Origin of the sequence: Bacillus cereus group sp. MYBK227-1, assembly GCF_051916325.1 — a bacterium.
GTDB classification, from domain to species: Bacteria; Bacillota; Bacilli; order Bacillales; family Bacillaceae_G; genus Bacillus_A; species Bacillus_A cereus.
This window is the reverse complement of the sequence record NZ_JBQAGK010000005.1, coordinates 97,365-123,943: the sequence shown is the minus strand read 5'-3', so window position 1 is coordinate 123,943 and position 26,579 is coordinate 97,365. Positions and strand designations below refer to the sequence as shown.

Sequence of the window (26,579 nt, the reverse complement as noted above, 5' to 3'; positions counted from 1 at the left end):
AAGTGATTTCCTTTATACATTATTTACCTAAAACGAATTCAGCAACTTCGTCTAAGATCATATCTTTCCCAAGTGGGAAGTAACCTTTGTTTAAGTCTTCATTTTTAATTGTAAATACGTGGTTGTTTTTAACAGCGTTCATGTTTTTCCAAATTGATTCTTCTTGGAATTCTTTCAAGCGCTGAGAACCGTCACCAGTTGTAAACACGAATAAGTAATCTGGGTTGTAATCAATTAAAGCTTCTTTTTGTACTTGTACTAACGGTTTATCAGTTGGTGTACCTTTAACTGCTGGTAGTTTTAAATCATTAAAGATTACGCTACCGTAACCGTAGTCACCGTATACACGGAAAGCATTTGGATATGCAGCCATTTTCATAAATGTTGCTTCACCAGTTTTAGCGACGATTTTGTCATGTAATTTGCTTGCTTTTTCATCATACTTTTTGAACCATTCTTTTGTTTCTTTTTCTTTACCAAAGATTTGACCTACTTCTTCAAATTTTGGACGCCATTGATCTAATGGAGTGTTTAACATAACTGTTGGTGCAATTTTAGATAATTGATCATAAATCTTTTCTTGACGATTATTTACAAGAATTAAATCTGGTTTTGCAGCAGCTACTGCTTCGATGTTAATTTTATCGCCCCAAGCAGAACCAACTGGTTTAACGTCTTTTAGTTTCTTTTCAATATGTGCATCAATTTTTTCTTGAGATGTATTAGCAGTAATAACCGGTTTCATACCGAAAATTAATAATTCTTCTGTTGAACCACTAAGGTCAGCAATTTTCTTTGGGTTTGCAGGAATTTTAATTTCCCCTTTTGCATGTTTTACAGTGCGCTCTTCAGTCTTTGCATCTGCTTTCTTTTCTTCTTCTTTGTTAGAACAAGCTGCAAATAGTACAGAAGTCACAACTAGTACCATTGCTAATAGTGCCATTTTAAAATTCTTCATGTTCCCACTCCTTCTAGCTGTATTTATCTTATAAGTTACAACGAACTATAAGAAACAAAGATAACAATTAATTAATATATATTTATTAATTGTTGTTAATAACCCATTCTAACGGGCGTTCAACTTCCCATTCTTATATAAGAAGCTCAACGTCCATTAGAAGTCCCCCTCTTCACGAGGGGGTTCTACTTATGCTTTTTTACGCAATTGATTACTAATCATCGCTAAATCATATGTTAAACAAATTGGCTTACAGTTTACTGGACATGGAACGATTTGAGCTTCAATCTCAAATACGTTACGAAGTGTTTCACTTGTCATAACTTCATCTGGCGTTCCTTGTTTCATTAACTTACCTGCTTTTAATGCAATCATATGATCTGAGAAACGGGAAGCGTGATTTAAGTCATGGATAACCATAACAATCGTTCTACCTTCTTCTTCATTTAACTTTTTCAATAAGTTTAATACTTCTAATTGATGAGCCATATCTAAGTACGTCGTTGGTTCATCCAATACAAGTAATTCTGTTCCTTGTGCAAGAGCCATTGCAATCCAAACACGTTGACGTTGACCGCCTGATAGCGCTTCTGCTGGACGATTCGCAAATTCTTTCATTCCTGTCACTTCAAGTGCCCAGTTAATATAGCGATAATCCTCTTCTTTCAACGTGCCAAACCCTTTTTGATGAGGGAATCTTCCATATGACACAAGCTCAAATACAGTAAGACCCGTTGGCACTTCTGCAGTTTGTGGTAAAATCGCCATTTTCTTTGCAATTTCTTTCGTTGGCTGTTTCTCAATTGCTTTTCCGTCAAGATAAACAGTACCTTGCTTTGCCTTCAAAATACGAGACGCCGTTTTTAATAATGTGGACTTCCCACAACCATTTGGTCCAATAATTGTTGTAATTTTCCCTTCCGGAATTTCAACTGTTAATCCATCAATAATTAAACCTTCATTATAGCCAACCGATACCGCATCCACCGCTAAAGTTGCCATACGAAAAGCCTCCCTTTATTTTGTCCTCATAAGTAAATAAATAAAATACGGTGCACCAATTACAGAAATAACAAGACCGACTGGTATTTCTGAAGTTGTTAGTACACTTCTTGAAATTACGTCTGCGAATAAAAGTAAAAACGTTCCTATTAGCGCAGCTGTGGGCAACATAATTTGATGTTTACCACCAACAAGGCGCCTTGCTAAATGCGGGGCCATTAAACCGATAAAGCCAATTCCGCCGGCAACAGCAACAGATGCCCCTGCTAAACAAACTGCAATAAATAATAATTTACGTCTTTCTTTTTCTACGTTTACACCAAGGCCAACTGCTGTAGAATCGCCTAGGTTCATTACATTTAATATGTGTGCTTTACTTATAGCAAGCGGTAAGAAAATAACCATCCATGGAAGTACACTTAATACGAATTTCCAATCTGTACCCCATAGACTTCCCGCCAGCCAAATCGTAGCAAAACGAAAATCGTTAGATGTCATCTTCATAGAGAAAATTAAACTAACAGCTCCAAATCCAGCTGCAACGGCAATACCGACTAGTATTAATCGAGTCGATGAAACGCCGTCTTTCCATGCTAGTAAATAAATAATTACCGCTGCTAATATCGCTCCAACTAGTGCGAAGAATGGGAGAATGAATACAGATAAAAATGTACCAGTCCCTACTTTCCCGAAGAAGAAGTAGACGAATATAACAACTGTTAATCCCGCTCCAGCATTAATACCTATAATACCTGGATCAGCAAGAGGATTTCGTGATAAACCTTGCAAAATCGCGCCTGACATAGCTAAAGCAGATCCGACTAGTATAGCAATTACCATACGCGGCATACGGAATTCAAATAAAATAACAGACTGATCTTCAGCCCCTAGTCCAACCAATGACTTTAATACGTCCATTGGCGGGATTTTAAAAGTTCCTGTATTTAAACTAATAAGAAATATAGAAACGATTAGTCCTACTAAAATCGTTAATATAGAAATGTTCTTTTTTGTTAAGACACTCGTCCTCACATCTTTCCTCTCCCTTCATTACGTGCTAAGTAGAGGAAGAATGGAACCCCAATTAGCGCTGTAATTGCTCCAATTGGCGTTTCAAATGGCGGGTTAATAACGCGAGATAACATATCTGCACATTCAATTAACAGCCCACCTAAGACCGCAGAACATGGAATAACCCATCTATAGTCCGAGCCTACGAGGAAACGAGTCATATGCGGAATTACAAGACCAACAAATCCAACTGATCCTGCCATGGAAACTGCGGAACCCGTTAAAACAAGAACAAGTACTGTTCCGATAAATTTAATCAATGTCGTATTTTGACCAAGTCCAATCGCAATTTCTTCACCGAAGCTCAAAATTGTAATATATCTCGACATCATAATTGCGATAAAAAGACAAATAAGGCCAATTGGCACTAACATATTAATACTTTGCCATTTCACTCCAGCGACTCCGCCTGCATTCCACATACTCACCTCTTGGGCAAGATTGAAATACAATGCGATTCCAGATGAAATTGCCCCTAATAAAGCACTAATAGCTGCACCTGCTAAAGCTAATTTCACAGGTGTTAATCCACCTGGTGAAGAAGATCCAATTCCATATACAATGCTTGCACCAAACGCAGCTCCAATAAAAGATGCGATAACAAACATTAAATAAGGTGAATTAGGGAAAAATGCATACATAATTGCAATTCCAAATACAGCTCCATCTGTAATCCCCATTAACGATGGTGAAGCAAGTGGATTTCGCGTCATACCTTGCATAATTGCTCCTGATACCGCTAAAAAGGCACCTGCAACTACGCCCCCTATTGCTCTAGGCATGCGAAGCTCTTGAATTACGTTATGATGTGTAATAGATCCATCAAACTGAAATACAGCTTGCCATACAGTCTTTAAACTAATATCTGCAGCCCCAAAAGAAATAGAAACTGCCATGCTTAAAGCTAACAAAATTGTACCCGCTACTAAAATAATAGAAGCGATGAGCGGTCTGCTCTTAATCTCTTTAACATTCTCTTCTTGCTGTTCTATACTGCTTGCGCTCGCTTCCATCCCTCAACCATCCTAACCAACAACATATATTTATTGAAATGAAATTTATTCTCAAATAGTAATAAAAAAATTAGGTGAATTGTTATTTCCCTGATAATGATTCTCAGAATCAGACACTTCTATTCTACCTATCGCTTTAAAAGACTGTCAACCATTATTTTGAAATATAAATTTATACAAATTGGTATTTTAATACAAAAGTTATGTTCATCCTTTAGAAAATGTTCGTCCACACAAGAGTACTTTCGCAGAATAAATCATTCCTCTTATGGGCATAAAAAAAGAAGAGTAATCTTTTCACTCTTCTTTTTCTTACTTATTTAACTTTGCTTCAATTTTCACGATTAACTCATCTTCTGTTGGAGCCGCAACTGGACGGTTATTTACAAATGCGAATGATTTTTTACGACCAGGACCACAGTAAGACTGACATCCAACTTCAATCGTTGCACATGAATCTACTTTTTTTAACTTCGGAACTAACGTTTTAATGTTCGTTGCCTGACAGTCATCGCACACGCGAAACTCGTTTCCCATTACATAACACTTCCTCTATTTTAAACTTTTCTCAAGTACATTTAAAAATAAACACTAAATGGTATTTTACCGCTCTTTGAAGCTCGTTGCAAGTTTCCCTACAAAGCCTATTCTCTACATAATGATACATATTTATATGCTCTCCTACAGAAGCGCTCACCATTCATGGGAAAATTTTTACCTTTCATCGAAATCTACCATATTTTTAAAAGCTTTGTATAAAAGTTTATTTTTTTGCCCATTATAAAAATAGGAAGTTCATAAAAAGAAAGGGAGTTGAATCTATGAAAGTAAGACAAGATGCTTGGACAGATGAGGATGATTTATTACTTGCTGAAACGGTACTTCGTCATGTTAGAGAAGGAAGTACGCAATTAAATGCATTTGAGGAAGTAGGGGATCAGTTAAATCGTACATCTGCTGCTTGTGGTTTCCGCTGGAATGCTGTTGTTCGCTATAGCTATGAACAAGCTCTTCAACTAGCAAAAAAACATCGTAAAGATAAAATGCGTGCTGCAAGCGGTGAACAAGCGAAAAAACGTTTACTTTATACACCACCAGCTTCAGATTCGATAACTGATTATGAAGAATTAGTACAAGAAGAATCAATCGTACAATATAAAGAAGCTATTCCATATCAAGAATCTACTGCTCCTGCTGCAAGAAGCTCTATGACAATGCAAGATGTTATTTATTTTTTACAAACAGTCGGATCTTCAAATATAAAAGTGACAGCTCTTGAAAACGAGAATACGAGATTGAAACAAGAAATTAAAGCACAAATCCTTCGGAATGAGGAACTAGAAAAGAAACTAGAAAAATTAGAAAAGCAATCTCATACTGTACAAGAAGATTACGAAACACTTATGAACATTATGAACCGTGCTCGTAAATTGGCAGTCATGGATGACGAAGAACGTTCTCAAACATCTTTCCGAATGGACCGAAACGGTAATTTAGAAAAAATTGCAGAATAAAAAGGATGCATGTAATGCATCCTTTTTATTATTTCACCTTTAAGCTCCCCCTTTATATGTGAGAAAACTCCATTCTTCATTTTTTGCTATAATAGAGATTGTCATTTTAAAGATAAGGGGTTAGTTATATGAGCAATTCCCGTTCCATTTTATCTCAGCCAGAGTGGCGCATTGTAGATCAGTCTAGTTTGGGACCAACATTCCATGCACTTCAGTCATTCGCAATGGATGACACATTATGCACAAGCATTGGAAATGGCAAGTCAGCCGCAACAATGCGTTCTTGGGTTCATCACAATACAATTGTCCTTGGCATTCAAGATTCACGCCTTCCGCATTTAGAAGAAGGTATTTCTTTTTTAAAACAACACAACTTCAATGTTATTGTTCGTAATTCTGGCGGGCTTGCAGTCGTGCTTGATGAAGGTGTTTTAAACGTATCACTTTTATTCCAAGAAACAGAAAAAGGTATCGATATTGATCTTGGATACGATACGATGTGGCATTTAATTAAGGAGATGTTAAAGGATTACAACGTTACTATCGAGGCAAAAGAAATTGTTGGCTCTTACTGTCCTGGTAGTTATGACTTAAGTATTCGCGATCAAAAATTCGCTGGTATTTCACAACGTCGTATTCGCGGCGGTGTCACTGTCCAAATTTATCTCTGTGCTACCGGAAGTGGCTCTGAGCGTGCCGCACTCGTTCGTGATTTCTACAACCTAGCAATTCAAGGGGAAGAAACACGCTTTACGTACCCTGAAATTGTACCAAGTACGATGGCCTCACTCTCAGAATTACTTGGCGAAACCATTACAGTACAAGATTTAATGATGCGTCTTTTAAAAACATTGCAGCAATTCGCTCCAAAGTTAACACCATCTCAATTAACAATAGATGAGATTCCTTTATATGAGACGAATTTACAACGTATTATTGATCGTAATAATAAAGCACTTGGCTTAGAAAAATAAAGACCGTCGCTATTATAGCGACGGTCTTTATTTCAATTCATTATAGAATTAAAGTGCTTGAGCTGCTGTAATTAAAGCTAACTTGTACACTTCTTCTTCGTTACATCCACGAGACAGATCATTTACAGGCATGTTTAAGCCTTGTAAGATTGGTCCTACTGCTTCGAAGTTACCTAAACGTTGAGCGATTTTGTAGCCAATATTACCAGCTTCTAAGCTTGGGAATACGAATACGTTAGCATCACCTTTAATTGTAGAACCTGGAGCTTTTTTCTCAGCTACAGATGGTACGAATGCAGCATCGAATTGGAATTCTCCATCTAAAGTTAACTCAGGAGCCATTTCTTTTGCAATGCGAGTTGCTTCTACAACTTTTTCTGTTTCTGGAGATTTCGCAGAACCTTTTGTAGAGAAGCTTAACATAGCAACGCGTGGATCAATGCCGAATAACTCAGCAGTTTTCGCACTTTCGATACCGATTTCAGCTAAATCTTGGCTGTTTGGTGCAATGTTAATTGCGCAATCAGCGAATACATATTTCTCTTCTTCACGTACCATGATGAATACGCCAGAAGTTTTTGTAACGCCTGGTTTTGTTTTAATAATTTGAAGTGCTGGACGAACTGTATCAGCTGTAGAGTGAGCTGCACCACTTACTAAACCGTGTGCTTTGCCCATGTATACAAGCATTGTACCGAAGTAGTTTTCGTCTTTAAGGATTTTGCGAGCGTCTTCTTCAGTTGCTTTACCTTTACGGCGTTCAACGAAAGATGCTACCATTGCATCCATTTCTTCGTATGTAGCTGGGTCGTAAATATCAACGCCTACTAATGTTAAATTCATGCTAGCAGCTTTTGCGCTAATTTCTTCCTTATTACCAACTAAGATTGGTTTTACTAACTCTTCTTTTGCTAAACGCTCTGCAGCGCCTAAAATTCTTTCATCAGTTCCTTCAGGAAGTACGATAGAAATGCCTTTTCCTTGAACTTTTTCTTTTACTGTTGTAAATAAGTTGCTCACGAATAAACCCTCCTACATATGTTAAAAAAACTCTATCTTTAAGAATACTGCTTTTCTTCTATATTTTAAACTTATAGCTCCCAAAAAATAGATAAAATAAAAATGATTATATTTTCATAAAATTCAGCCGTTAAATTCACCTTGCTTAAACACTTAAATGTGACAATTTTATGCGCCAAGGTTTTATATAGATGATTTTAAAACTATATATGCTATAGTTAACGTGTAAAACTATCATTAACTGAGGTGAATAGAATGAGTGAAGCAACAACAACGTTAGATGGCTGGTATTGTTTACATGATTTACGTTCTATTGATTGGGCTGCATGGAAAACATTATCTAGCGACGAACGCGGACAAGCAGTGTCTGAATTTTTAAATGTCGTTGAAAAATGGAACGAAGTAGCTACTGCGAAAAAAGGTAGTCACGCAATGTATACAGTTGTTGGCCAAAAAGCTGATATTATGCTTATGATTTTACGTCCAACAATGGAAGAGTTAAATGAAATTGAGACAGAATTGAATAAAACAACTTTAGCTGAATATATGGTTCCTGCATATTCTTACGTATCTGTTGTTGAATTAAGCAACTACCTTCCAGCTGATGAGGATCCATACCAAAACCCGCAAATTTTAGCTCGTTTATATCCTGAATTACCGAAAGCAAATCATATTTGCTTCTATCCAATGGATAAGCGTCGCCAAGGTGATGACAACTGGTACATGCTTCCTATGGAAGAACGTAAAAAAATGATGTACAGCCATAGTAAAATTGGTCGTCAATACGCAGGTAAAGTACGCCAAGTGATTTCAGGATCTGTTGGATTCGACGATTTCGAATGGGGCGTAACATTATTCGCTGACGATGTTCTTCAATTTAAGAAACTTATATACGAAATGCGCTTCGATGAAGTAAGTGCTCGTTATGGTGAATTTGGAACATTCTTCGTTGGAAACATTTTACCAGACGAAAAAGTAGAGAAATTTTTACACATATAAATGGTGAAAAGGAACGAAATTCGTTCCTTTTTTTATTCTTCTCTATATTTATCCTCAAAAATCTCCTTTTTTCTGTACTTTTGAAGAAAAACCAACATTTTTTCAAATTTCTTGTAAAATTGTAACCTTTTTATATGTAAAGATATGCTAAAATGATACGAGCTATATGCTAAATAACGATGCGAAGGTGATAATCTATATGAAAAAAATCTTGTCTATTTTACTATTGCTTATATTGTCAATTTCTTCCTTAGGAGTAACAACATCCCATGCGGAAGAAAAAATACATATTGAGGCGGCGGCTGCACTTTTATTTGATGCAGATACAGGAAAAATACTTCACGAGCAAAATCCAGATGAATTGCTAGCTATTGCTAGTATGTCAAAATTAATTGTTGTTTACGCTGTTTTAGAAGCAATTAAAGAAGGAAAAATCACATGGGATACGAAAGTAAATATTTCTGATTACGCTTATGAAGTCTCTCGTAATAATGAATTCTCTAATGTACCGTTCGAAAAAGGACGTCAATATACTGTAAAAGAATTATATCATTCTATTGTTATATTCTCTGCAAATGGATCTAGTATTGCTTTAGCAGAACTTCTTGCAGGAAGTGAGAAAAACTTCTTAAATCTTGCAAATGAACATGCTAAAAAGCTAGGATTAAAGAAATATAAATTTGTAAACGCTACTGGCTTAAATAACGCTGACTTAAAAGGAAAACATCCTGAGGGTACTGATCCAAATGCAGAAAACTCTATGTCAGCTCGTGATATGGGTATGCTTTCAAAAGCAATGATTACAAAGTATCCAGAAATGCTAGAGGATACAAAACAAAGATTTAGAAACTTCCCAGACAATCACCCAAAACCAATTCGTATGGAAAACTGGAATTGGATGTTACCAGGAGCTGCTTTCGCTTATGAAGGTACTGATGGTTTAAAAACCGGAAGTTCTGATACAGCTGGATACGGATTTACCATTACTGCTAAACGTGGTGATGTACGTCTTATCTCGGTTATTATCAAAACAAAATCAATGGATGAACGTTTCACGGAATCTCGTGAATTAATAGAATATGGATTTAATAACTTTGAAAAACAAAAACTAAAAGTTAATAAAAACAATACAATCTCTGTAGTAAAAGGGAAAGAAGACCAAGTAACTGTTGCACCCGAAAAAGAAATAACAGTAATTGCGAAAAAAGGTAGCAAAGAGCCTTATAAAATTGGAACTGAATTAGATAAATCTCTTTCTGAAGATGGACATTTAGTTGCCCCTATTAAGAAAGATACCAAAGTAGGCTCAATTACTTTAGAATCAACTGATAAATATGGTTTCTTAGACGGTAGTAAAAGTATGAAAGTTACTGCAAAAACGACAGAGGAAGTTGAAAAAGCAAATTGGTTTGTGTTAACAATGCGCTCTATTGGTGATTTCTTCTCAAACTTATGGTCTAAAGTTTTTTAATAAAAAAGCTGGCTCACGCTAGCTTTTTTTATTTTCCACTCTCAATGTAAAACTTCGTTTGGTTGTCATATCTGAGTCCTTTTTCTCATACGTATGAACTAGTAATTGTTACACACTTCATCTAGAGATAAAGTGAAACTTTAATCAGTGGGGGAATCCCCCGCTGATTATTAGTTGAACCAATCGGGCGTTTACGGGCAGTTTGATCTCCCATCTAATTTCTTTACTTCAACCAAATTTTAGGGCAGGAGTCTTACTGCCCGTTAATGCGGGATAAACCTCTTTCCAAAAGGTATTACAAAAAGAGAGGTGACACATAATGGGCGTTATTGCTTATAACGAAGAAGATGTAAAGTTGTTGGCTAGACTGATGCGTGCTGAAGCCGAAGGAGAAGGGCAACAAGGAATGTTAATGGTCGGAAACGTTGGAGTAAATCGTGTCCGCGGAAATTGTTTAGACTTTAAAAGCATTCGTAATTTACGTCAAATGGTTTATCAAAACCCCGGCGGTTTTGAAGCAACGCAAAAAGGATATTTTTATCAACGGGCACGCGAACAAGATATTGCCCTAGCGAGACGGACCATTCAAGGGCAACGTTTTTGGCCTGCCAACTTTGCCTTATGGTTCTTTAGACCTGAAGGTCCTTGTCCACCAACTTGGTATAACCAACAAAACTCTGGTCGCTTTAAAAAGCACTGCTTCTTCCAGCCATCTGCTGGAGACTGCCCTAGCGTATATTAAGGAATAAAAATGAGGAGGGATTTTTGAATGGCACAGCAACAAAATCCATACTATGGAACAGGTTTTTATCAACCATCTGGAACTTATGTACAACCGCAACAAATGACTCAACAACAGCAGCAAGCGATGCAACAACAAACAGCTCAAGCTGCGCAAGCTCAATATGCAATTTCTCAAGGCATGTTACCTCTAGAGCAATCCTATATTGAAAATATCCTTCGTTTAAACAAAGGTAAGCAAGCTACGGTTGTAATGACCTATGAACGTGGCAGTTCCCTTGGCACACAATCTTATACAGGTATTATTGAAGCAGCTGGCCGTGACCATATCGTTATTAGTGAACCGCAATCAGGAAAACGCTATTTACTACTAATGATCTACTTAGATTACGTAGAATTTCCAGAAGAAATTACGTATTTACCTAGTCAACAAGCAACTTATACTCCAAGACCATAAAAAAAGCTGGCAAATGCCAGCTTTTGTTTTTTTATAATCCTTTTACAACTGCAGTCCCTACTAGGATCCACGCCACAATAAACGCTACACCACCAAGAGGTGTAATTGGACCAAAGAACTTAATACCTGTCGTACTTAATGCATACAAACTACCTGAGAACATAATAATTCCAGCTACCATTAGCCAACCAGCAGTAGTTAAAAGTGATGATTGAACCTTATCCATCAATAAAGCAACTACGAATAGTCCACCTGCATGAAACATTTGATATGTAACGCCTGTTTTCCACACTTCTAACATTTTTGCAGAAATTTTATTTTCTAAACCGTGTGCTCCAAAGGCCCCTAATGCAACAGATAGCCCCGCTGCAATACAACCTAGTAAAAAGAAAATTTTCATCTTAATTCCCCTTTTTTACCTTTATCATAAGCAATTTTTGCATATAAGCCAAACGATTTATCTTCTAAAAATCAAATAAAGAATTACCGTTTGCATCACTTTCTTTTATATATACTGACTCCCCAGAAACAGGTGCAATTGGTTGCATAGTTGTTACTGGTTGTGATCCAATTACTTGCGATGGAATTTGCGGTTCTCTATATATAGATGTTTCAACTTGTTCATCTAATAATAAGTCACATAAAGCACGCACAACTAATAAATGTTCTTTTGACTTTTGTCCTTCACTACTTTTTGCCTTCGCAATTTCATTCGCCATTTTATTTAAAATCTTGTCGCTAGATATTTGCATTCTTTCTCACCTCGTACTTTGTAATTCTTTCTCGAATTGCCCCAATTTCTCTACTGAACCAAATACTATTATCATATCACGTTCTTTCAATTTTTCCTGCCCTGCTGGATTATGTATAATATCCCCATTTCTTGAAATCGCTAATATTGTTACATCAAACTGATTCCTTACATTACTCTCTAGTAACGATTTACCAACTAATATTGAATCTTTTCCAACTAGAATTTCTTCAATGACAAATGACTGTTCTATTCCATACAACACTGTATCAATATAATGAACGGTTAATGGATTTGCAATACCTTTTGCGATATGAATACCCGCCATACTAGATGGATTAATAACCTTATTTGCACCGGCACGCCTTAATTTCTCTTCAGTTTCTGGCTTTTCAGATCTCGCCACAATTTTAATCGTATCGTTTAACCCTCTTGCTGTTAATGTAATAAATACATTTTCGGCATCATTTGCAACAATAGCAACTAAACCAGCTGCTTTTAAAATTCCGGCATTATGTAATACTTGATCTTCCGTTGCATCTCCATGTACAAATAAAAGCTTTTCCTGCTCCAATATACTTTCATCTTTATCAACAACGACAAATGGAATATTCTTTTCTTGCAATTCATGTACAACTTGAAGCCCCACTCTACCGCAACCACATACTATAATATGATTTTTCAACTGCGCTATTTGTTTATCCATCTTCTTCCTCCGTACTGCATGAAATAAATTCCCTTCAATAATCATAGCGGCCACTACCCCAATTGCATACGTAACAATACCTACGCCAACAGGAATAATAAGAAGCGCAAATACTTTCCCCGCTTGCGTTACAGGAACAGCATCTCCGTATCCAACAGTCAATACAGTAATCATTGTCATCCAAAATGCTTGAAACAAACTAATCTCTTCAATCGTCATAAATCCTATCGTTCCTAGAATTACAACAAAAGTCATACATATAACTGCTATCCATAATTGCTTACGTGCATTCATACCGTGTTTCAACTCTTTTCTCTATCTACAATCTTTGCCAGTGGAAATAAAATACGTATATACTAGATACGGAATCTATGAAAGAGGTTGATATAATGAAGACATTTCTTTCCGCCTTACAATGGGCACTATTTATTTTAGCTGGAAGCCTTATTGTACCAATTAGTGTCGCAACTAGTTATGGTCTTGATGGCGCTGAAGCCATTGCATTCGTACAAAGAACATTATTTGTTCTAGGCTTTGCTGGTCTCTTGCAAGCTATATTTGGGCATAAACTTCCTATTCAAGAAGGTCCTGCTGGCCTTTGGTGGGGAATTTTCTCCCTTTACGCAAGTTTAGGCGTCGTATTATTTGGATCAAGCAATGAGACACTTAAAGTTCTTCAATATGCTTTCTTATTAAGCGGTATTATTTGTATTATTCTTAGCGTTTTTGGACTTATTGATAAACTCGTTCGCTATTTTACACCGACAGTCATTGGAACGTATTTATTTCTTCTTGTCGCGCAGCTTAGTGGCTCCTTCTTAAAGGGAATGTTTGGCCTTGATGGAAAACATACAGAAGTACAACCTAACGTATTTATTCTTTCACTCATTGTTATTTTACTATCCTTTTTCATCATGAAGCTACCTATTATTGGACAATATTCCGTTCTTTTCAGTATCGTATGCGGTTGGATATTATTCGCATGTTTCGGATTATCTAATCCAATAACACCAGTGACAGACATAATCCGTTTTCCATCCTTATTTGTTTTCGGAATGCCTCGTGTTGAATGGAACATGGTAATTACGGTCATTTTCGTTACACTCTTACTTCTAACAAATATGTTAGCAAGTATTCGCGTTGTACAAAAGGTTGTCTCTAAATATGAAGAAAACGCTGCATCAGATCGTTTTAAACAAGCTGGCATTATAACAGGAATCAACCAATTGCTAGGCGGCCTATTTTCAGCTATTGGGCCTGTCGCTATTTCTGGATCAGCAGGTTTTATTGCAACGACTAATATTTATAAACGTCTCCCGTTTATATTAGGGTCAAGCTTTATTATTGTTGTTAGTATATTTCCAAAGATTACTTCATTCTTTGCAGCAATCCCTGTTGCAGTTGGTTATGCCGCTATTTATCCTGTATTCGCAAGCATGATTGGTCTCGCCTTTCGAGAATACGAAACTGTCCAGGATAAAGAACGATTATTTAAAGTAGCCGGTCTTTCAATCTTTACAGGAGTCGGAGTTATGTTTGTTCCAGCAGGAGCATATTCCACACTTCCACCATTTCTAGCATCGTTTTTAAGTAATGGTCTCGTTCTTGGATCTGTAATGGCAATCTTGCTAGAAATACTATTTTCTCGTTCCGCTGCAAAACAAATATCGTAAATTGGAAAACTTCCATTATTGCACTCTACCTTTAGAGTTGTTACGATAAAATCAAACTTTAATCATTGGGGTTTTATTCTTCCCCAATGATTATTAACCAATATTATGAGCAACAACTCATAATAATTTATCTACTTCTTTTCAAAGAGGTTTGATGTCTTACTATTATTCCTCAACATCTTCATGAACATGTATTTTGATTTCAATTAAAGAAAGGAATTTTCTATATGACTTATAAAATGATTGTTTTAGATTTAGATGATACTTTATTACGTGATGACCATACTATTTCACCTCGTACGAAAGAAGCGTTAATGACTGCACAAGAGCAAGGGGTAAAGGTTGTACTTGCTTCTGGACGTCCAACGTTTGGTATGCGCAATGTAGCCAAAGAACTTCGCTTAGAAGAATACGGCAGTTTCATTCTATCTTTTAATGGCGCAAAAATTATTAACTGTAAAACAAACGAAGAAATCTTTAGTAGTACACTATCTCCTGAAATCGTTCACAACCTATTTGAAATTAGTAAAACTGAAGATGTATGGATTCATACTTATATGGGCGATGATATCGTAACGGAAGAAAATAATCCTTATACTGAAATTGAGGGCGATATTACTGGTATGCCAATTGTTGTAGTAGATGACTTTAAAGCCGCAGTTAAAGAGCCTGTAGTAAAAGTATTAATGAATAAAGAAGCTGAACGCCTTGTTGAAGTTGAAAAGAAACTTCAACAACAACTAGAAGGCCAATTAAGCGTGATGCGTTCGAAACCATTCTTCTTAGAATTTACTGAAGCCGGTGTTACAAAAGGAACGAGCTTAAACAAACTGATTCAAAAGCTTGGCATTAAGCGTGAAGAAGTTATCGCAATGGGCGATAGCTATAACGACCAAGCAATGATTGAATTTGCTGGTCTTGGCGTTGCAATGGGCAATGCGCCTGATGATATTAAAGAAATTGCGAACTACGTAACAGATACAAATATGAACGATGGTGTTGCAAAAGTTGTAGAGAAATTCGTTTTAAAAACGGATGTACTTGTTTAATATTTTCATTCACAAAACCTATTTGAAGTCAAATACTTCAAATAGGTTTTTATTTAAATTCTCATGCTTTTGTGACTATATTTTGAACTTTGCACTATTCTCGTAGTGTAAACTTTCTTTTTGTATATAATGAAACAAAATAGACTATTTTATTTTGAAAAAGAATACAAATTTACTATATACAAGCATACGTTAAAGGAGGCTACTTTATGTTATCTACACCAATCGGACGATTAAGAGCAATTGGACTAGTTGAGGGTATTTCTTTCCTATTACTATTATTTGTAGCAATGCCATTGAAATATTTCGCAGGATTTGCAACAGCTGTTAAAATTACAGGCATGGCTCATGGTGTTCTGTTTATTCTATTCATCTTTGCAGTAATTCAAGTAACAATCGTACACCGTAAATCAATTTTATGGGCACTTGGAGCATTCGTTTCATCAGTTATCCCATTTGGTACTTTTGTACTAGATGCAAAATTAAAGAACGAGCAATAATGATAATAAAAAGGTAGTTAACAACTGTTAACTACCTTTTCTATTTATAAATTTGGAATTTCCCAATCAATTTCTCTTTCGCCCATATTAGCTAAAATAGTATTTATTTTAGAATATGGCTTACTACCAAAGAAACCACGTCTTGCCGATAATGGGCTTGGATGTACAGATTCGATAATATGATGATTCGGATTCGTAATTAATTTCTTCTTCGCCTGCGCATGGCGCCCCCACAATATGAAAATAACTGGCTTTTCACGTTCGTTCAACAGTTCAATTACACGATCTGTGAAGTGCTCCCATCCTTTTCCCTTATGAGAATTTGCTTCGCCTTGACGAACTGTTAATACGGTATTTAGTAATAATACTCCTTGTTCCGCCCATTTTACTAAATAACCGTTATTCGGGATTTCATAACCATATTCATCTCGAAGTTCTTTATACATATTTAACAATGACGGTGGTGTTTTAACACCAGGTTGCACAGAAAAGCTTAAACCATGCGCTTGATTCGGTCCATGATATGGATCTTGCCCTAAAATGACAACCTTTGTATTTTCATAACTTGTATACTGAAGAGCGTTAAAAATATCTTCTACCTTCGGATAAACAACATGCGTGCTGTATTCTTCTGTCAAAAAACTGGATAGAGTAAGATAATACTCTTTCTCGAATTCTGGTGCCAATAGTGGCTCCCAATCATTCTTTAAAACATTTTCCATACTGTCACTTCCTGTCTAATTAATTCACCATATCCTGTCTTGTAAATACTACGAACGAAATAACAAGAGAAACAACTGCCCAAACAGTTAAATTCATCAAAGAAAATCCCATCGATAAACCTTGTAATGCAGGTAATTTTCCTGATAAATAATCCGTTAATGATAAATTCACACTAAAAATATATTTGGCGCCTTCCCAAGATGTTGCGAACGAGCTTAAAATACCGCCTGCAATTAATGCAGCTAGCATAACGCCCATACCAGCTGGTGTATTACGAATTAAAACAGAGACCATAAATGATATAGTTCCGACAACGATAGCAACAAACCAGGCTAGTCCATACGCCATTAAGATGTATTGCCACTGCGGAATAAGATGTACAAAGTTCGTATTTAACGTTTCCTTATCAATGACGAATCCTGTTAAAACAGGTAAATTCCATCCCGAGTACCCAAATACAAGCCCTGATAATATGTAAGCAAACAAACCTACAAGAAACAGTATGAGCGAAATGAAAAATAACATCGTCACGTATTTACTAAGGAGTATTTTCCAGCGCCGAATCGGCCGCGTAAGTAACATCTTCATCGTCCCATCACTTCGTTCTCCTGAAACGATATCAATGGCGACAATCATTACGAGAAGCGGAATAAATAATGTAATTCCTTGTTCAATAAATGCTCTGACAAAAGTCGGTGCACCCGGTGCCATCGGATTAATATCATGATCTAAATAATATTGTTGTTGCTCAACTCTTACCTTTAACCAATCACGCCATTCTTCTGGCAACCTAGAATTGTTCAACCGGTTCTGAGAATCAACAATTTGCTGTTGCAATGAAACCTTCCAATCAGTTGTACCGAGTCTTTTTTGTGTCGTTTCTATTTCACGATACTGCGCGTACACAAAAAGCGGGATCAAGATTGCTAAAATAAGCATGACAACAAAAATACGTTTCTTGCGGTAAATCTTTTCTGATTCATTTAAAACTAGATTCGCAAATTCACGCATGCTGCTCACCCCTTGTGAGTTCAATAAATAAATCTTCTAGCGTAAATACAAGCTCCTTAACGCTATGTACATCTATTTCATTTTCTACAAATTTTTTATTCCAACTACTTATAGATGCAATATCCATGCGGCATAGTAATCGCTCGCCTTTTACACTCACTTCTCTTATTTCCTCGGCCGCTTCTAGCATATCTTTCGCCTTAGAAATCGGTGTAACAATCCATTCTACACGATCACTTGCTGTTTTAATTAATTCTTCAACCTTGGCAACTGTTATCATCTTTCCTTTATGAATAATAGCAACGCGATCGCATATCATTTGCACTTCACTTAGCAAGTGACTTGAAATAAACACGCTCATATTTTCTTCTTTCACAAGCTTATGTATAAATTCCCTAAGTTCTCTAATCCCTGCTGGATCTAAACCATTCGTTGGCTCATCTAATATGAGCAATTTCGGATTCCCAAGGAGCGCCTGTGCAATTCCAAGGCGTTGTTTCATACCAAGTGAGTACGTTTTTACCTTGTCATGAATTCTTTCATCTAAATGAACCATTTCAGCAATTTCAATAATACGTTCATCTGATATATCACCTAACATACGAGCAAATTGCTTTAAATTTTCCCATCCTGTTAAATATGTATACAACTCTGGGTTTTCAACGATACTCCCAATTTGACGCATCGCTTCTCTGAAGTTTTCCTTAATCGAATAACCACCGATAGAAATCTTACCTTCTGTCGCCTTAATCAATCCGACTAACATTCGAATGGTAGTCGTCTTCCCAGCACCATTTGGTCCTAGGAACCCGAACACTTCTCCTTGCTTTACATCAAAGGAAATATTCTCTACAAGAGTCTTCTTTCCAATTACCTTCTTCAAGTCTCGTACGGAAAGTATCGTCGTCATTTTACCCCTCCTTGTTCTAGTTTTAATTTACTTACAACATTTTGAACTAAACGTTCTGCCATATACGTATAACCTACTTCGTTCGGATGAAAATGATCAGAGTATAATAAATCTTTCCCGCGGTTTTGGAATAAATCAAATGTCGGTGTAATATACACATTTTTATCGTTTAGCGCTAATTTCTCTAAAGATGCATTCCAGTCCACAACAATGTTTGAAGACCCTTTTAAATCTTCTACATCTTCAAAAGGATTGTATAAACCAAGCCAAAAAATCGGACTATCTGTATTTAATTTACGAATTTCTTCTATAATTTTCTTTGCTTCATTTTGAAACGTCTCTGTGTCAGGACGATACGTCTCTAAATCTATTTTCCCAAGTGATTCCCAGCCTGGGAACAAATCATTTCCACCAATCGTTAACACAATTACATCTGCTTGCTTAATTGAATATTGAGCGCCATTACTTTCAATTTGTTTTAATAAATCGGGCATTTTTGCACCACTAACTGCTAAATTTGTTAATGCAATTTTTTGCTTATAATCTTTTTGTAAATCCTCTTTCATTCGCCCAACATAGCCAATTCCTTCTTTATCACCAACGCCACGCGTTAATGAATCACCTAAACTAACGATTTGTAACGTTCCCGTTTTCTTTTTCTCTTTTGCCACTACATCGGTCTTTTTAATTAAATTTGAAGCTTTCGGATTTAATACATCATTTACACCTGAAACAAAGCCATATGCAAATAAACAGAAAGATGCAATTGTAATGAGTAGAATTACTTTTACTACTTTTGATCTCATATCAAAACCCCTTTTAGCCCTCATAGATTGTCCATAATTATACCAAACGAAATTTTGAAAAGCGATTTTCACACCTTCTCAATTATGTCGTTTCTCTATCTATTAACTCTGGTAATAACTCTATATGCTTCACATCTAATTTCTCTTCATTAATCTTTTCATATAATAATTCAAACGCTTTTACTCCAACGTTTTTACTAGAATGCGAAATCGTCGTTATACCCAATATATCTGCCACCTCTTGATCATCACACCCGATAATCGTAATATCCTCTGGAATACGAATTCCTTGTTTTTTTGCTTCTGTAACCATCCCCGCTGCAATATGGTTACAAGATACAAGGAACGCTGTCGGTTTTACTGACATATGAGCCCATTCTCTAATTACATTGCGTCCATCTTCCACTGTAAAACAACCTTCAAATTTCCAGGTCTCTAACGGTGTTACGATACTCTGTTGAAGCGAATCTTCATACGCCTTCTTTCGTCTTTGGCTATTAACACTATTACTTCTTCCAATACAATATCCAATACGTGTATGACCGGCATCTATTAAGCTTTTCATCCCACGTGAAAATACTTTGTAGTAATCGATATGTACACTTGAAATGCATTTTGAATCTATTTCTTCACACATAACAATCGGGCCGAATTTCGTATATTCTTCAAGCTTCTCCTTACTATTTGTCCGAGAACAAATAATAACCCCATCAAGCTTTTTCATTTTTAACATATTCAAAATTTCTAGTTCTCTTTCTTCACTATAATTCGTCTGGCAAAGCATCATATTATAATTATTCTTTGTTGTCTCTTTTGATATCCCCTCGATAATAGCGCTATAATATTGATCATTTACGTGTGGCAATAAAACGCCAATTACATTCGTTTTTCCTTTCACTAAATGAATTGCATTCACGTTTTGCGTGTAATTTAATTCTTCTATAATCGCTAAAATTTCTTTTCGTTTCTGTTCATTTACGTACGGATGATTATTTAGTACACGTGAAACAGTTGAAACAGATACTCCAGCAAGTTCAGCAATCTTTCTTATATTTGTCATCTCATTTTCCCCTTTTCACAAAAATTCTCCCTTGACCTGGTAAGCTTTCCACAATATATCCTTTCCTAGCAAATACATTTAGAAAGGATATACAACTATGCTTCGATTCAAATTAGAATATATATTTTTCATTGGCGGTTTACTCATTCTTGCCATCGGTATTAATATGATGACGACAATTACTTCCTTTGGACTTAGCCCTTATGATTCCTTCTTTATTGCACTATATCAAAATTTTGGGATAAGTATTGGTTTTTGGATTTTCATGATTAACTTTGCCTTTACACTTATCGTACTCTTTTGGAATAAAAAACAAATTACAATCGGTACAATTGTAACGATGGTTCTTATTTCTCTTTTTGTTGATTGGATTGGTTCCATTACAACTATTATGGACGCTATCCGCTCTCTTCCAAAATATATAACACTTATTTGCGGAAATCTATTCGTTGGAGCTGGAATTGGTCTTTACGTCTCTACAAACCTTTGTGCAGCGCCTCAAGAAGCTTTCGTTTTAACGGTTGCCGAGAAGAAAAAATGGACGTTTAGAAGAACAGAGATTTCATTAGCCTTTTTATTTTTAACGTTAAGCTTTTTATTAGATGGACCTATCTATTTTGGAACAATCATCTTATCTTTTACAACAGGCTGGATTATCCAAGCATTTATTCAAGTTGGTACGCAGATTTTAAATAGAAAAGAGCCTATTAAGCAAGCTGCTTAATAGGCTCTTTCTGTTTTATGGTAAGAGATACTACTTAGCATCCCCTTCAATTCGATAGTTCGCTTTCAAACAATCTATTTCTTCATACCCTTGCAACGTATGTAGAATATAATCATAATCAGCAAGAGACGCACGATGCGTTACAATTACAATTTCAGCCTTTCCTTTCTCTTCAAGCGGCATTTGAATAATTTTCTCAAAGCTAACTCCGCGCTCAGAGAACAATGAAGTAATTTTTGCAAATACACCAATTTCGTCTTTTACATGCAGTCTTAAAAACTTTTTCACGACAATTTCGTCTGGCTCTTTTAATACTTTTTGATATTGTGGGACTACAGCACTATTTCCTGTTACCCCTAATCTAATATTTTGCATTACAGCAACTAAATCCGAAACAACAGCTGTAGCTGTCGGTAAACTTCCTGCGCCTGGTCCATAAAACATCGTTTCCCCAACTGCTTCACCGTACACATACACAGCGTTATATTCATTTTGTACTGCTGCAAGAGGATGTGTATTTGGAAGTAAAGTTGGTTCAACTGTAACCTCCAATTTTTCACCATCTCGTTTTGCAAGACCGATTAATTTAATTGTATAACCTAAGCTCTTACTGTATTCAATATCTTCCTCTGTAATAGAGGTAATACCTTTTACTTTCACATCTCCAAGCTCTACATTTGTAGAGAAACCGAGGGTAGCTAAAATCGTCATTTTTCTTGCTGCATCTAAACCTTCTACATCTGATGTTGGATCTGCTTCTGCAAATCCAAGTTGTTGGGCTTCTTTTAACACGTCGTTATATGCTCTCCCTTCGTCTGACATTTTCGTCAAAATAAAATTTGTTGTTCCATTTACAATTCCCATTACTTTCGTAATAAGATCTGAAGAAAGTCCTTCTACGATACTGCGTAAAATTGGAATTCCCCCTGCCACACTCGCCTCATAGAATAAATCAGCCTTATTATCTTTTGCTGTCGCTAATAATTCAGCTCCATGTAATGCCATTAAGTCTTTATTTGCAGTTACAACATGCTTTCCGCTTTTTAAAGCTTGTAAAATATATGATTTTGCATCATCAATGCCACCCATCACTTCAATAACAACATCAATATTTGGATTATCTAAAATTTCATTTGCATCTTGTGTTAATAGAGTAGAAGGTACCTCTACCTCTCTCTCTTTCTCAATGTTTTGCACTAATACTTTCGTTACCTTCACTGGACAACCTACTTGGTGTATGAGTCGTTCTTGATGATCCGTAATAATACGAACCACACCACTGCCAACTGTCCCAAGACCTAATAACCCAACTTGAATTTCTTTCATAGTACTGTCCACCCCTCAAAAATTGTGTTTAGATGAAATTATATGAGTAAAAAATCTGAAAAACAATGTATTTTGAACATTCGGAAAAATAAAGGTTAATCTTTACAAGGAAAACGTTGCCACGTGTTACACAATCTTTCTTTACAATATATAAGGGGTTTCTTGATACACGTAATAATTCAACCAATTAGAAAACAATAAATTACCATGACTCCTCCACCTAACAAGCGGCTTTTCATCTGGATTATTATGTTTAAAATAGTTTTTTGGCACATCAATATTTAATCCCTTGTCACGATCTCGTTCGTATTCTTGTTTTAACGTCTCACAACTATATTCGCTATGTCCAAGGGCAAACACTTGCCTTCCTTCTGACCCAATAACAAGGTGAACACCTGCTTCTTCAGAGTTTGCTAACAATGTTAATTCTTTCACTCCTCTAATATCATTCTCTCGTACTTCTGTATGACGAGAATGCGGAGCAAAAAACAATTCATCAAATCCTTGTAATAATTTCACATGTTGCTCGCAAACTTCATGTTCAAATACACCGAACACTTTTTCCTTAAGGGGATACTTTGGAACACCATAATGATAGTACAAGCCAGCCTGTGCCCCCCAGCAAATATGGAGCGTAGATGTTACATTCGTTTTTGAATACTCCATAATATGTTTAAGCTCTTCCCAATAATCTACCTCTTCAAAAGCAAGGGTCTCCACTGGCGCTCCTGTAATAATGAGCCCATCAAACTTTTCATTTTCAATATCACGAAACGTTTTATAAAAGCTTGTTAAATGTTCTTGCGTTACATTACGCGATAGATGTGATTCCATATGAAGCAAATGAACATCTAATTGTAACGGTGTGTTTCCAATTAAGCGAAGTAATTGCGCCTCTGTATCTTGTTTCGTTGGCATTAAATTTAATATAGCAATTTTTAAAGCACGTATATCTTGTGTTTCTGCCCGCTCCTTCGTCATTACAAAAATATTTTCTTTTTGCAACACTTTGCGAGCCGGTAAATCTTTATCAATTATGATCGGCATGTGTTTTGCCTCCAACTAGAGCTGCTTCCAAATCTGCAATAATATCAGAAACATCTTCTATACCAACCGATAAACGAATTAAATCAGATGTAACACCCGCTAAACGCTGATCTTCAGCATTTAATTGTCTATGCGTCGTACTAGCAGGATGTATAACGCAAGTTCGTGCATCAGCTACGTGCGTTACAAGAGTTGCTAGTTTTACATTTGCGATAAATTCTTTTGCTGCTTCTAATCCGCCTTTAATACCGAAAGTTAAAACACCACTAGCACCTTTTTTCAAGTACTGTTGTGCTAATGAGTAATTTTCATTACTATCTAAGCCTGGATAATTCACCCATTCAATACGTTCATGATTAGCAAGCCACTTAGCAACTGCAAGAGCATTTTCACTATGACGTTCCATTCGTAAATGCAATGTTTCTAAGCCAATATTGCTAATATATGCATTGAATGGACTCATACAATTTCCATAATCTCTTAATATCTGAACACGTGCTTTCACAATATACGCTGCTGCACCAAAGTTTTGAACGTAACTTACACCGTGATAACTTGGATCTGGTTCAACAAGTTCAGGATACTTTCCATTTGTCCAATCAAAGTTTCCACCGTCAATTACAATACCGCCTAAGGAGCTCGCATGCCCATCGATATACTTCGTCGTAGAATGAACAATAATATTTGCCCCATGTTCAAACGCCTGGCATAAATAAGGAGTTGCTAATGTATTATCAACGATAAAAGGTACCTCTAATTCTTTAGCGGCAGCTGAAAATTCTTTAAAATTTAAAACATTCATCGCTGGATTTCCTAACGATTCTGCATAGATAAGTTTCGTGTTGTCATTAGCAAGCGCCGTGATTTCATCTGCCGTTAAATTTGGATTAAAGAACGTAACATCAATGCCAAGCTTACGTAAACTCACCCCAAATAAATTAAACGTTCCCCCGTAAACAGTTGAAGAGCAAAGTAAATGGTCTCCACTACTACAAATATTTAAAACTGCGAGCATAATAGCTGCTTGCCCAGAAGCCGTTGCAACAGCTCCTACACCGCCTTCTAAATCTGATAACTTCTGCTCAAATGCTGCTAGAGTAGGGTTTCCAATACGTGTATAAATATATCCTTCTGCCTCTAAGTTAAATAGAGCTGCTAAATCATCCGAAGTATCGTATTTATACGTTGTGCTTTGATAAAGTGGTAAAACACGTGGTTCACCATTCCTTGGCGTATAGCCACCTTGCACACAAATTGTTCCTTTTCCCCATGATTCTCCCATCTCTCATTCTCCTTTCTTTTATACAAAATAAAAAACTGCCCCTTTCCTGAAAACAAGAAAGGAGCAGTTTGAAAACACGCTCTAAAGGCTCTTTCTTATCTCTCAGGATTACCACCTGCAGGATTTGGCACAATTCCGTTATACGGCTGTTGCCAAGGTTTCATCGGGCCTGTCCCTCCACCTTTTCTTGATAAGACTATGCAATTACCGTTGATTTTATAGCAATAATTTCCTAATGTCAAACAGTTTTTCTGAATGTTCTAAAATAAATGTTAACAGTTTCATATAAAGCAACAAAAGAAATATATTCTAGTCTATTTCAAAAAAGACCTTTAAAAACCTCAAATCAGTCTATAAAATTAAATAAGTAATTTAACCTATAAATTCAAATTCCCCAAAAGTTAGCCTATATGTTGAATAGGCCATCTTCTCAAAAAGATACTATATATATTCAATCCATTTTTCACTAGTATATTTCACTTTTTTCCCTACTAAGATTTACATAACGGAGGTATAACATGACAAATAAAAAAGATATGCAGTACATACTTGCTCTATATGGCATTCTTCTAGGATCTATAGTAGGAGCTACAGTCTGGTTATTTTTAGTCACAATAAATATTGGAATCCACTTTATTTGGGGATACTTGCCTGAAGTTCTCTCTTATCCCTCTTATTACACCCTTTGCGTAACAATAATTGGCGGGGTCCTCGTTGGTCTATCACAAAAATATTTCGGTATATATCCACGCCTTATGCCTGAAGTAATGGCTGAATATAAAAAAACTGGTCGAATCGAATATCGCTTTGTCCATCAGGCTACTTTAACAGCGATTATTGTTTTAATTTTCGGAGCTAGTCTTGGTCCAGAAGCCGCACTAGTTGGAATTATAGGCGGACTGTGCACATGGGTAGGGGATCGCTTTAAATTTGCCTTAAAGGGTATGAATGAGCTAACCGAGATCGGAATTGGCGCTACTTTAAGTGTCATTTTTAACGCACCATTATTCGGTTATTTAGCACCGAATGAAAATGAGGGGGAACAAATTGCTGCTTTTTCTAAAGGAAAAAAGGCAATTGTATACTTAGCTACTACTTTCGCAGGTTTTTCTGTTTATTTACTACTGAGTAAACTTGATAATCGTGGATCCTTTATTGTTGATTTCGGGGAAGGTGCACTTTCTTTCAATGAATGGATTGCATTTCTTCCACTTGCTAGTATCGGCGCTATAGTTGGTTTCTTTTATTTCAAGTTAGAATTCACATTAGAAAAGTTCATTCACCCTTTTAGAGAATACAAGCTGACACTCGGAATTATCGGTGGCATTTTATTAGGAATTGCAGGAACTTTTCTTCCGTACACATTATTTTCAGGGGAACATCAATTAAAAGAGTTAGTTGTTGAATGGAGCCATTTATCTTTTTGGATACTACTTCTTTCAGGGATTTTAAAGTTGTGTATTACTGCCGTTTGTTTGAACACAGGGTGGCGGGGTGGACATATATTCCCAATTATATTTTCCGGATCAAGTATTGGATACGCTATAGCATCTATTCTTCCTATAGATCCAGTAGCATCCGTTGCTATCGTAACGACAGCAATTTCGAGCTATGCGTTACGAAAGCCAATAGCTATTACATTGCTATTACTTATGTTTTTCCCGCTTAATTTACTATTGCCAATGCTTGGTGCAGCTGCTATTGGGAATGCCTTTCCACTCCCAAAACATAACGAAAATACAAATTAACAAAAATAGACAGTGTAGACGAAAGCTCCACTGTCTATTTTTT

At 36.3% G+C, this 26,579-nt stretch carries 28 protein-coding genes and 1 riboswitch; of the genes, 11 read left to right on the top strand and 17 right to left on the bottom strand.

Annotated features, from left to right (window positions below):
* Window positions 1–19: 19 nt before the first annotated feature.
* The 5 genes from ACTFRM_RS21980 to ACTFRM_RS21960 all read right to left on the bottom strand — a co-directional run bounded on the left by ACTFRM_RS21980 (window position 20) and on the right by ACTFRM_RS21960 (window position 4,581).
* Window positions 20–958 (bottom strand): ABC transporter substrate-binding protein, encoded by a 939-nt coding sequence (locus tag ACTFRM_RS21980; RefSeq protein WP_000787724.1) that lies wholly within the window; start codon window positions 956–958, stop codon window positions 20–22.
* Between the two features lie 189 nt (window positions 959–1,147).
* Window positions 1,148–1,960, bottom strand: coding sequence for an ABC transporter ATP-binding protein (locus ACTFRM_RS21975; RefSeq protein WP_000212068.1), 813 nt, complete (start codon window positions 1,958–1,960; stop codon window positions 1,148–1,150).
* 15 nt (window positions 1,961–1,975) lie between these two features.
* Window positions 1,976–2,992, bottom strand: coding sequence for a FecCD family ABC transporter permease (locus tag ACTFRM_RS21970; protein ID WP_001260757.1), 1,017 nt, complete (start codon window positions 2,990–2,992; stop codon window positions 1,976–1,978).
* A complete protein-coding gene (locus ACTFRM_RS21965) occupies window positions 2,989–4,044 on the bottom strand; it encodes a FecCD family ABC transporter permease (RefSeq protein ID WP_000388293.1) in 1,056 nt (351 codons plus the stop codon). Before ACTFRM_RS21965 ends, ACTFRM_RS21970 begins: the two co-directional genes overlap by 4 nt.
* Before the next feature lie 312 nt (window positions 4,045–4,356).
* Window positions 4,357–4,581, bottom strand: a complete 225-nt coding sequence (locus tag ACTFRM_RS21960) for a DUF1450 domain-containing protein (protein WP_000526071.1) — start codon at window positions 4,579–4,581, stop codon at window positions 4,357–4,359.
* Between the two features lie 284 nt (window positions 4,582–4,865).
* On the opposite strand from ACTFRM_RS21960, the gene ACTFRM_RS21955 reads away from it, so the two are divergent.
* Together ACTFRM_RS21955 and ACTFRM_RS21950 are read left to right on the top strand one after the other, a co-directional pair.
* On the top strand, window positions 4,866–5,558 hold the full coding sequence (locus tag ACTFRM_RS21955; RefSeq protein ID WP_000868358.1) for an RsfA family transcriptional regulator: 693 nt from the start codon (window positions 4,866–4,868) through the stop codon (window positions 5,556–5,558).
* 128 nt (window positions 5,559–5,686) lie between these two features.
* Entirely contained in the window at window positions 5,687–6,532 is an 846-nt protein-coding gene (locus tag ACTFRM_RS21950) for a lipoate--protein ligase family protein (RefSeq protein WP_000071946.1), read from the top strand.
* A 48-nt stretch (window positions 6,533–6,580) separates the two neighbouring features.
* Here the strand turns inward: ACTFRM_RS21950 and pta are convergent, their stop codons facing one another.
* Window positions 6,581–7,552 carry a phosphate acetyltransferase gene (gene pta / locus ACTFRM_RS21945; RefSeq protein ID WP_000067223.1) on the bottom strand — a complete coding sequence of 324 codons (972 nt, stop codon included), beginning with the start codon at window positions 7,550–7,552 and terminating at the stop codon, window positions 6,581–6,583.
* A 255-nt stretch (window positions 7,553–7,807) separates the two neighbouring features.
* Here pta and hemQ point away from each other — a divergent pair, with 255 nt between their 5' ends.
* The 4 genes from hemQ (at window position 7,808) to gerQ (ending at window position 11,220) form a co-directional block, all read left to right on the top strand.
* Entirely contained in the window at window positions 7,808–8,551 is a 744-nt protein-coding gene (hemQ, locus tag ACTFRM_RS21940; protein ID WP_001287595.1) for a hydrogen peroxide-dependent heme synthase, read from the top strand.
* A 199-nt stretch (window positions 8,552–8,750) separates the two neighbouring features.
* The gene (locus ACTFRM_RS21935; RefSeq protein WP_000722857.1) at window positions 8,751–10,022 is read left to right on the top strand and encodes a serine hydrolase; all 1,272 of its coding nucleotides are present in this window, start codon (window positions 8,751–8,753) and stop codon (window positions 10,020–10,022) included.
* A 319-nt stretch (window positions 10,023–10,341) separates the two neighbouring features.
* Window positions 10,342–10,764: a cell wall hydrolase CwlJ gene (gene cwlJ, locus ACTFRM_RS21930; protein WP_000538168.1), complete on the top strand. Its 423-nt coding sequence runs from the start codon at window positions 10,342–10,344 to the stop codon at window positions 10,762–10,764.
* Window positions 10,765–10,791: 27 nt separating this feature from the next.
* Complete coding sequence (gene gerQ / locus ACTFRM_RS21925) at window positions 10,792–11,220, top strand: spore coat protein GerQ (protein ID WP_000068652.1); 429 nt, start codon at window positions 10,792–10,794, stop codon at window positions 11,218–11,220.
* Window positions 11,221–11,251: 31 nt separating this feature from the next.
* Here the strand turns inward: gerQ and ACTFRM_RS21920 are convergent, their stop codons facing one another.
* The 3 genes from ACTFRM_RS21920 to ACTFRM_RS21910 form a co-directional block, all read right to left on the bottom strand.
* Complete coding sequence (locus ACTFRM_RS21920; RefSeq protein WP_000688315.1) at window positions 11,252–11,620, bottom strand: DUF423 domain-containing protein; 369 nt, start codon at window positions 11,618–11,620, stop codon at window positions 11,252–11,254.
* A gap of 64 nt (window positions 11,621–11,684) precedes the next feature.
* Window positions 11,685–11,972: a YwdI family protein gene (locus ACTFRM_RS21915; RefSeq protein ID WP_173600724.1), complete on the bottom strand. Its 288-nt coding sequence runs from the start codon at window positions 11,970–11,972 to the stop codon at window positions 11,685–11,687.
* A gap of 6 nt (window positions 11,973–11,978) precedes the next feature.
* Window positions 11,979–12,971 (bottom strand): potassium channel family protein, encoded by a 993-nt coding sequence (locus ACTFRM_RS21910; protein WP_000993980.1) that lies wholly within the window; start codon window positions 12,969–12,971, stop codon window positions 11,979–11,981.
* A gap of 95 nt (window positions 12,972–13,066) precedes the next feature.
* On the opposite strand from ACTFRM_RS21910, the gene ACTFRM_RS21905 reads away from it, so the two are divergent.
* From ACTFRM_RS21905 to ACTFRM_RS21895, 3 genes are all read left to right on the top strand, one after another.
* Window positions 13,067–14,350 (top strand): purine/pyrimidine permease, encoded by a 1,284-nt coding sequence (locus tag ACTFRM_RS21905; RefSeq protein WP_000847034.1) that lies wholly within the window; start codon window positions 13,067–13,069, stop codon window positions 14,348–14,350.
* Between the two features lie 227 nt (window positions 14,351–14,577).
* Window positions 14,578–15,399 carry a Cof-type HAD-IIB family hydrolase gene (locus ACTFRM_RS21900; RefSeq protein WP_000221387.1) on the top strand — a complete coding sequence of 274 codons (822 nt, stop codon included), beginning with the start codon at window positions 14,578–14,580 and terminating at the stop codon, window positions 15,397–15,399.
* 209 nt (window positions 15,400–15,608) lie between these two features.
* Window positions 15,609–15,899 carry a DUF3817 domain-containing protein gene (locus ACTFRM_RS21895; protein ID WP_000953395.1) on the top strand — a complete coding sequence of 97 codons (291 nt, stop codon included), beginning with the start codon at window positions 15,609–15,611 and terminating at the stop codon, window positions 15,897–15,899.
* Between the two features lie 44 nt (window positions 15,900–15,943).
* Here ACTFRM_RS21895 and ACTFRM_RS21890 read toward each other — a convergent pair whose 3' ends face one another.
* The 5 genes from ACTFRM_RS21890 to ACTFRM_RS21870 are packed head-to-tail and all read right to left on the bottom strand — an operon-like array spanning window position 15,944 to window position 20,409.
* Window positions 15,944–16,621 (bottom strand): uracil-DNA glycosylase, encoded by a 678-nt coding sequence (locus tag ACTFRM_RS21890; protein WP_000432519.1) that lies wholly within the window; start codon window positions 16,619–16,621, stop codon window positions 15,944–15,946.
* Window positions 16,622–16,640: 19 nt separating this feature from the next.
* Entirely contained in the window at window positions 16,641–17,633 is a 993-nt protein-coding gene (locus ACTFRM_RS21885) for an ABC transporter permease subunit (protein WP_001206477.1), read from the bottom strand.
* Window positions 17,626–18,543, bottom strand: coding sequence for an ABC transporter ATP-binding protein (locus ACTFRM_RS21880; protein WP_000207708.1), 918 nt, complete (start codon window positions 18,541–18,543; stop codon window positions 17,626–17,628). The genes ACTFRM_RS21885 and ACTFRM_RS21880 overlap by 8 nt, the downstream gene beginning before the upstream one ends.
* Window positions 18,540–19,421 (bottom strand): SGNH/GDSL hydrolase family protein, encoded by an 882-nt coding sequence (locus ACTFRM_RS21875; protein ID WP_002022849.1) that lies wholly within the window; start codon window positions 19,419–19,421, stop codon window positions 18,540–18,542. Before ACTFRM_RS21875 ends, ACTFRM_RS21880 begins: the two co-directional genes overlap by 4 nt.
* Before the next feature lie 10 nt (window positions 19,422–19,431).
* Window positions 19,432–20,409, bottom strand: coding sequence for a LacI family DNA-binding transcriptional regulator (locus ACTFRM_RS21870; protein ID WP_440043597.1), 978 nt, complete (start codon window positions 20,407–20,409; stop codon window positions 19,432–19,434).
* Window positions 20,410–20,506: 97 nt separating this feature from the next.
* On the opposite strand from ACTFRM_RS21870, the gene ACTFRM_RS21865 reads away from it, so the two are divergent.
* Window positions 20,507–21,133, top strand: coding sequence for a YczE/YyaS/YitT family protein (locus tag ACTFRM_RS21865; protein ID WP_000943411.1), 627 nt, complete (start codon window positions 20,507–20,509; stop codon window positions 21,131–21,133).
* A 30-nt stretch (window positions 21,134–21,163) separates the two neighbouring features.
* Here the strand turns inward: ACTFRM_RS21865 and ACTFRM_RS21860 are convergent, their stop codons facing one another.
* The 3 genes from ACTFRM_RS21860 to ACTFRM_RS21850 all read right to left on the bottom strand — a co-directional run bounded on the left by ACTFRM_RS21860 (window position 21,164) and on the right by ACTFRM_RS21850 (window position 24,788).
* A complete protein-coding gene (locus tag ACTFRM_RS21860) occupies window positions 21,164–22,459 on the bottom strand; it encodes a homoserine dehydrogenase (RefSeq protein ID WP_000659109.1) in 1,296 nt (431 codons plus the stop codon).
* Window positions 22,460–22,600: 141 nt separating this feature from the next.
* Window positions 22,601–23,506, bottom strand: a complete 906-nt coding sequence (metA, locus tag ACTFRM_RS21855; RefSeq protein WP_006921973.1) for a homoserine O-acetyltransferase MetA — start codon at window positions 23,504–23,506, stop codon at window positions 22,601–22,603.
* Window positions 23,490–24,788, bottom strand: a complete 1,299-nt coding sequence (locus tag ACTFRM_RS21850) for a bifunctional O-acetylhomoserine aminocarboxypropyltransferase/cysteine synthase (protein ID WP_049106883.1) — start codon at window positions 24,786–24,788, stop codon at window positions 23,490–23,492. The genes metA and ACTFRM_RS21850 overlap by 17 nt, the downstream gene beginning before the upstream one ends.
* Window positions 24,789–24,880: 92 nt before the next feature.
* Window positions 24,881–24,985, bottom strand: a riboswitch (SAM riboswitch).
* Between the two features lie 321 nt (window positions 24,986–25,306).
* Here ACTFRM_RS21850 and ACTFRM_RS21845 point away from each other — a divergent pair.
* Window positions 25,307–26,536 carry a chloride channel protein gene (locus ACTFRM_RS21845; protein ID WP_000182471.1) on the top strand — a complete coding sequence of 410 codons (1,230 nt, stop codon included), beginning with the start codon at window positions 25,307–25,309 and terminating at the stop codon, window positions 26,534–26,536.
* The last annotated feature ends 43 nt before the right edge of the window (window positions 26,537–26,579 follow it).

Bases quoted from the DNA above. Each gene is read 5' to 3' on its own strand.
- ACTFRM_RS21980 (WP_000787724.1), bottom strand. From the start codon at position 958: ATGAAGAATTTTAAAATGGCACTATTAGCAATGGTACTAGTTGTGACT.
- ACTFRM_RS21975 (WP_000212068.1), bottom strand. From the start codon at position 1,960: ATGGCAACTTTAGCGGTGGATGCGGTATCGGTTGGCTATAATGAAGGT.
- ACTFRM_RS21965 (WP_000388293.1), bottom strand. From the start codon at position 4,044: ATGGAAGCGAGCGCAAGCAGTATAGAACAGCAAGAAGAGAATGTTAAA.
- ACTFRM_RS21960 (WP_000526071.1), bottom strand. From the start codon at position 4,581: ATGGGAAACGAGTTTCGCGTGTGCGATGACTGTCAGGCAACGAACATT.
- ACTFRM_RS21955 (WP_000868358.1), top strand. From the start codon at position 4,866: ATGAAAGTAAGACAAGATGCTTGGACAGATGAGGATGATTTATTACTT.
- ACTFRM_RS21950 (WP_000071946.1), top strand. From the start codon at position 5,687: ATGAGCAATTCCCGTTCCATTTTATCTCAGCCAGAGTGGCGCATTGTA.
- hemQ (WP_001287595.1), top strand. From the start codon at position 7,808: ATGAGTGAAGCAACAACAACGTTAGATGGCTGGTATTGTTTACATGAT.
- ACTFRM_RS21935 (WP_000722857.1), top strand. From the start codon at position 8,751: ATGAAAAAAATCTTGTCTATTTTACTATTGCTTATATTGTCAATTTCT.
- cwlJ (WP_000538168.1), top strand. From the start codon at position 10,342: ATGGGCGTTATTGCTTATAACGAAGAAGATGTAAAGTTGTTGGCTAGA.
- gerQ (WP_000068652.1), top strand. From the start codon at position 10,792: ATGGCACAGCAACAAAATCCATACTATGGAACAGGTTTTTATCAACCA.
- ACTFRM_RS21920 (WP_000688315.1), bottom strand. From the start codon at position 11,620: ATGAAAATTTTCTTTTTACTAGGTTGTATTGCAGCGGGGCTATCTGTT.
- ACTFRM_RS21915 (WP_173600724.1), bottom strand. From the start codon at position 11,972: ATGCAAATATCTAGCGACAAGATTTTAAATAAAATGGCGAATGAAATT.
- ACTFRM_RS21910 (WP_000993980.1), bottom strand. From the start codon at position 12,971: ATGAATGCACGTAAGCAATTATGGATAGCAGTTATATGTATGACTTTT.
- ACTFRM_RS21905 (WP_000847034.1), top strand. From the start codon at position 13,067: ATGAAGACATTTCTTTCCGCCTTACAATGGGCACTATTTATTTTAGCT.
- ACTFRM_RS21900 (WP_000221387.1), top strand. From the start codon at position 14,578: ATGACTTATAAAATGATTGTTTTAGATTTAGATGATACTTTATTACGT.
- ACTFRM_RS21895 (WP_000953395.1), top strand. From the start codon at position 15,609: ATGTTATCTACACCAATCGGACGATTAAGAGCAATTGGACTAGTTGAG.
- ACTFRM_RS21890 (WP_000432519.1), bottom strand. From the start codon at position 16,621: ATGGAAAATGTTTTAAAGAATGATTGGGAGCCACTATTGGCACCAGAA.
- ACTFRM_RS21885 (WP_001206477.1), bottom strand. From the start codon at position 17,633: ATGCGTGAATTTGCGAATCTAGTTTTAAATGAATCAGAAAAGATTTAC.
- ACTFRM_RS21880 (WP_000207708.1), bottom strand. From the start codon at position 18,543: ATGACGACGATACTTTCCGTACGAGACTTGAAGAAGGTAATTGGAAAG.
- ACTFRM_RS21870 (WP_440043597.1), bottom strand. From the start codon at position 20,409: ATGACAAATATAAGAAAGATTGCTGAACTTGCTGGAGTATCTGTTTCA.
- ACTFRM_RS21865 (WP_000943411.1), top strand. From the start codon at position 20,507: ATGCTTCGATTCAAATTAGAATATATATTTTTCATTGGCGGTTTACTC.
- ACTFRM_RS21860 (WP_000659109.1), bottom strand. From the start codon at position 22,459: ATGAAAGAAATTCAAGTTGGGTTATTAGGTCTTGGGACAGTTGGCAGT.
- metA (WP_006921973.1), bottom strand. From the start codon at position 23,506: ATGCCGATCATAATTGATAAAGATTTACCGGCTCGCAAAGTGTTGCAA.
- ACTFRM_RS21850 (WP_049106883.1), bottom strand. From the start codon at position 24,788: ATGGGAGAATCATGGGGAAAAGGAACAATTTGTGTGCAAGGTGGCTAT.
- ACTFRM_RS21845 (WP_000182471.1), top strand. From the start codon at position 25,307: ATGACAAATAAAAAAGATATGCAGTACATACTTGCTCTATATGGCATT.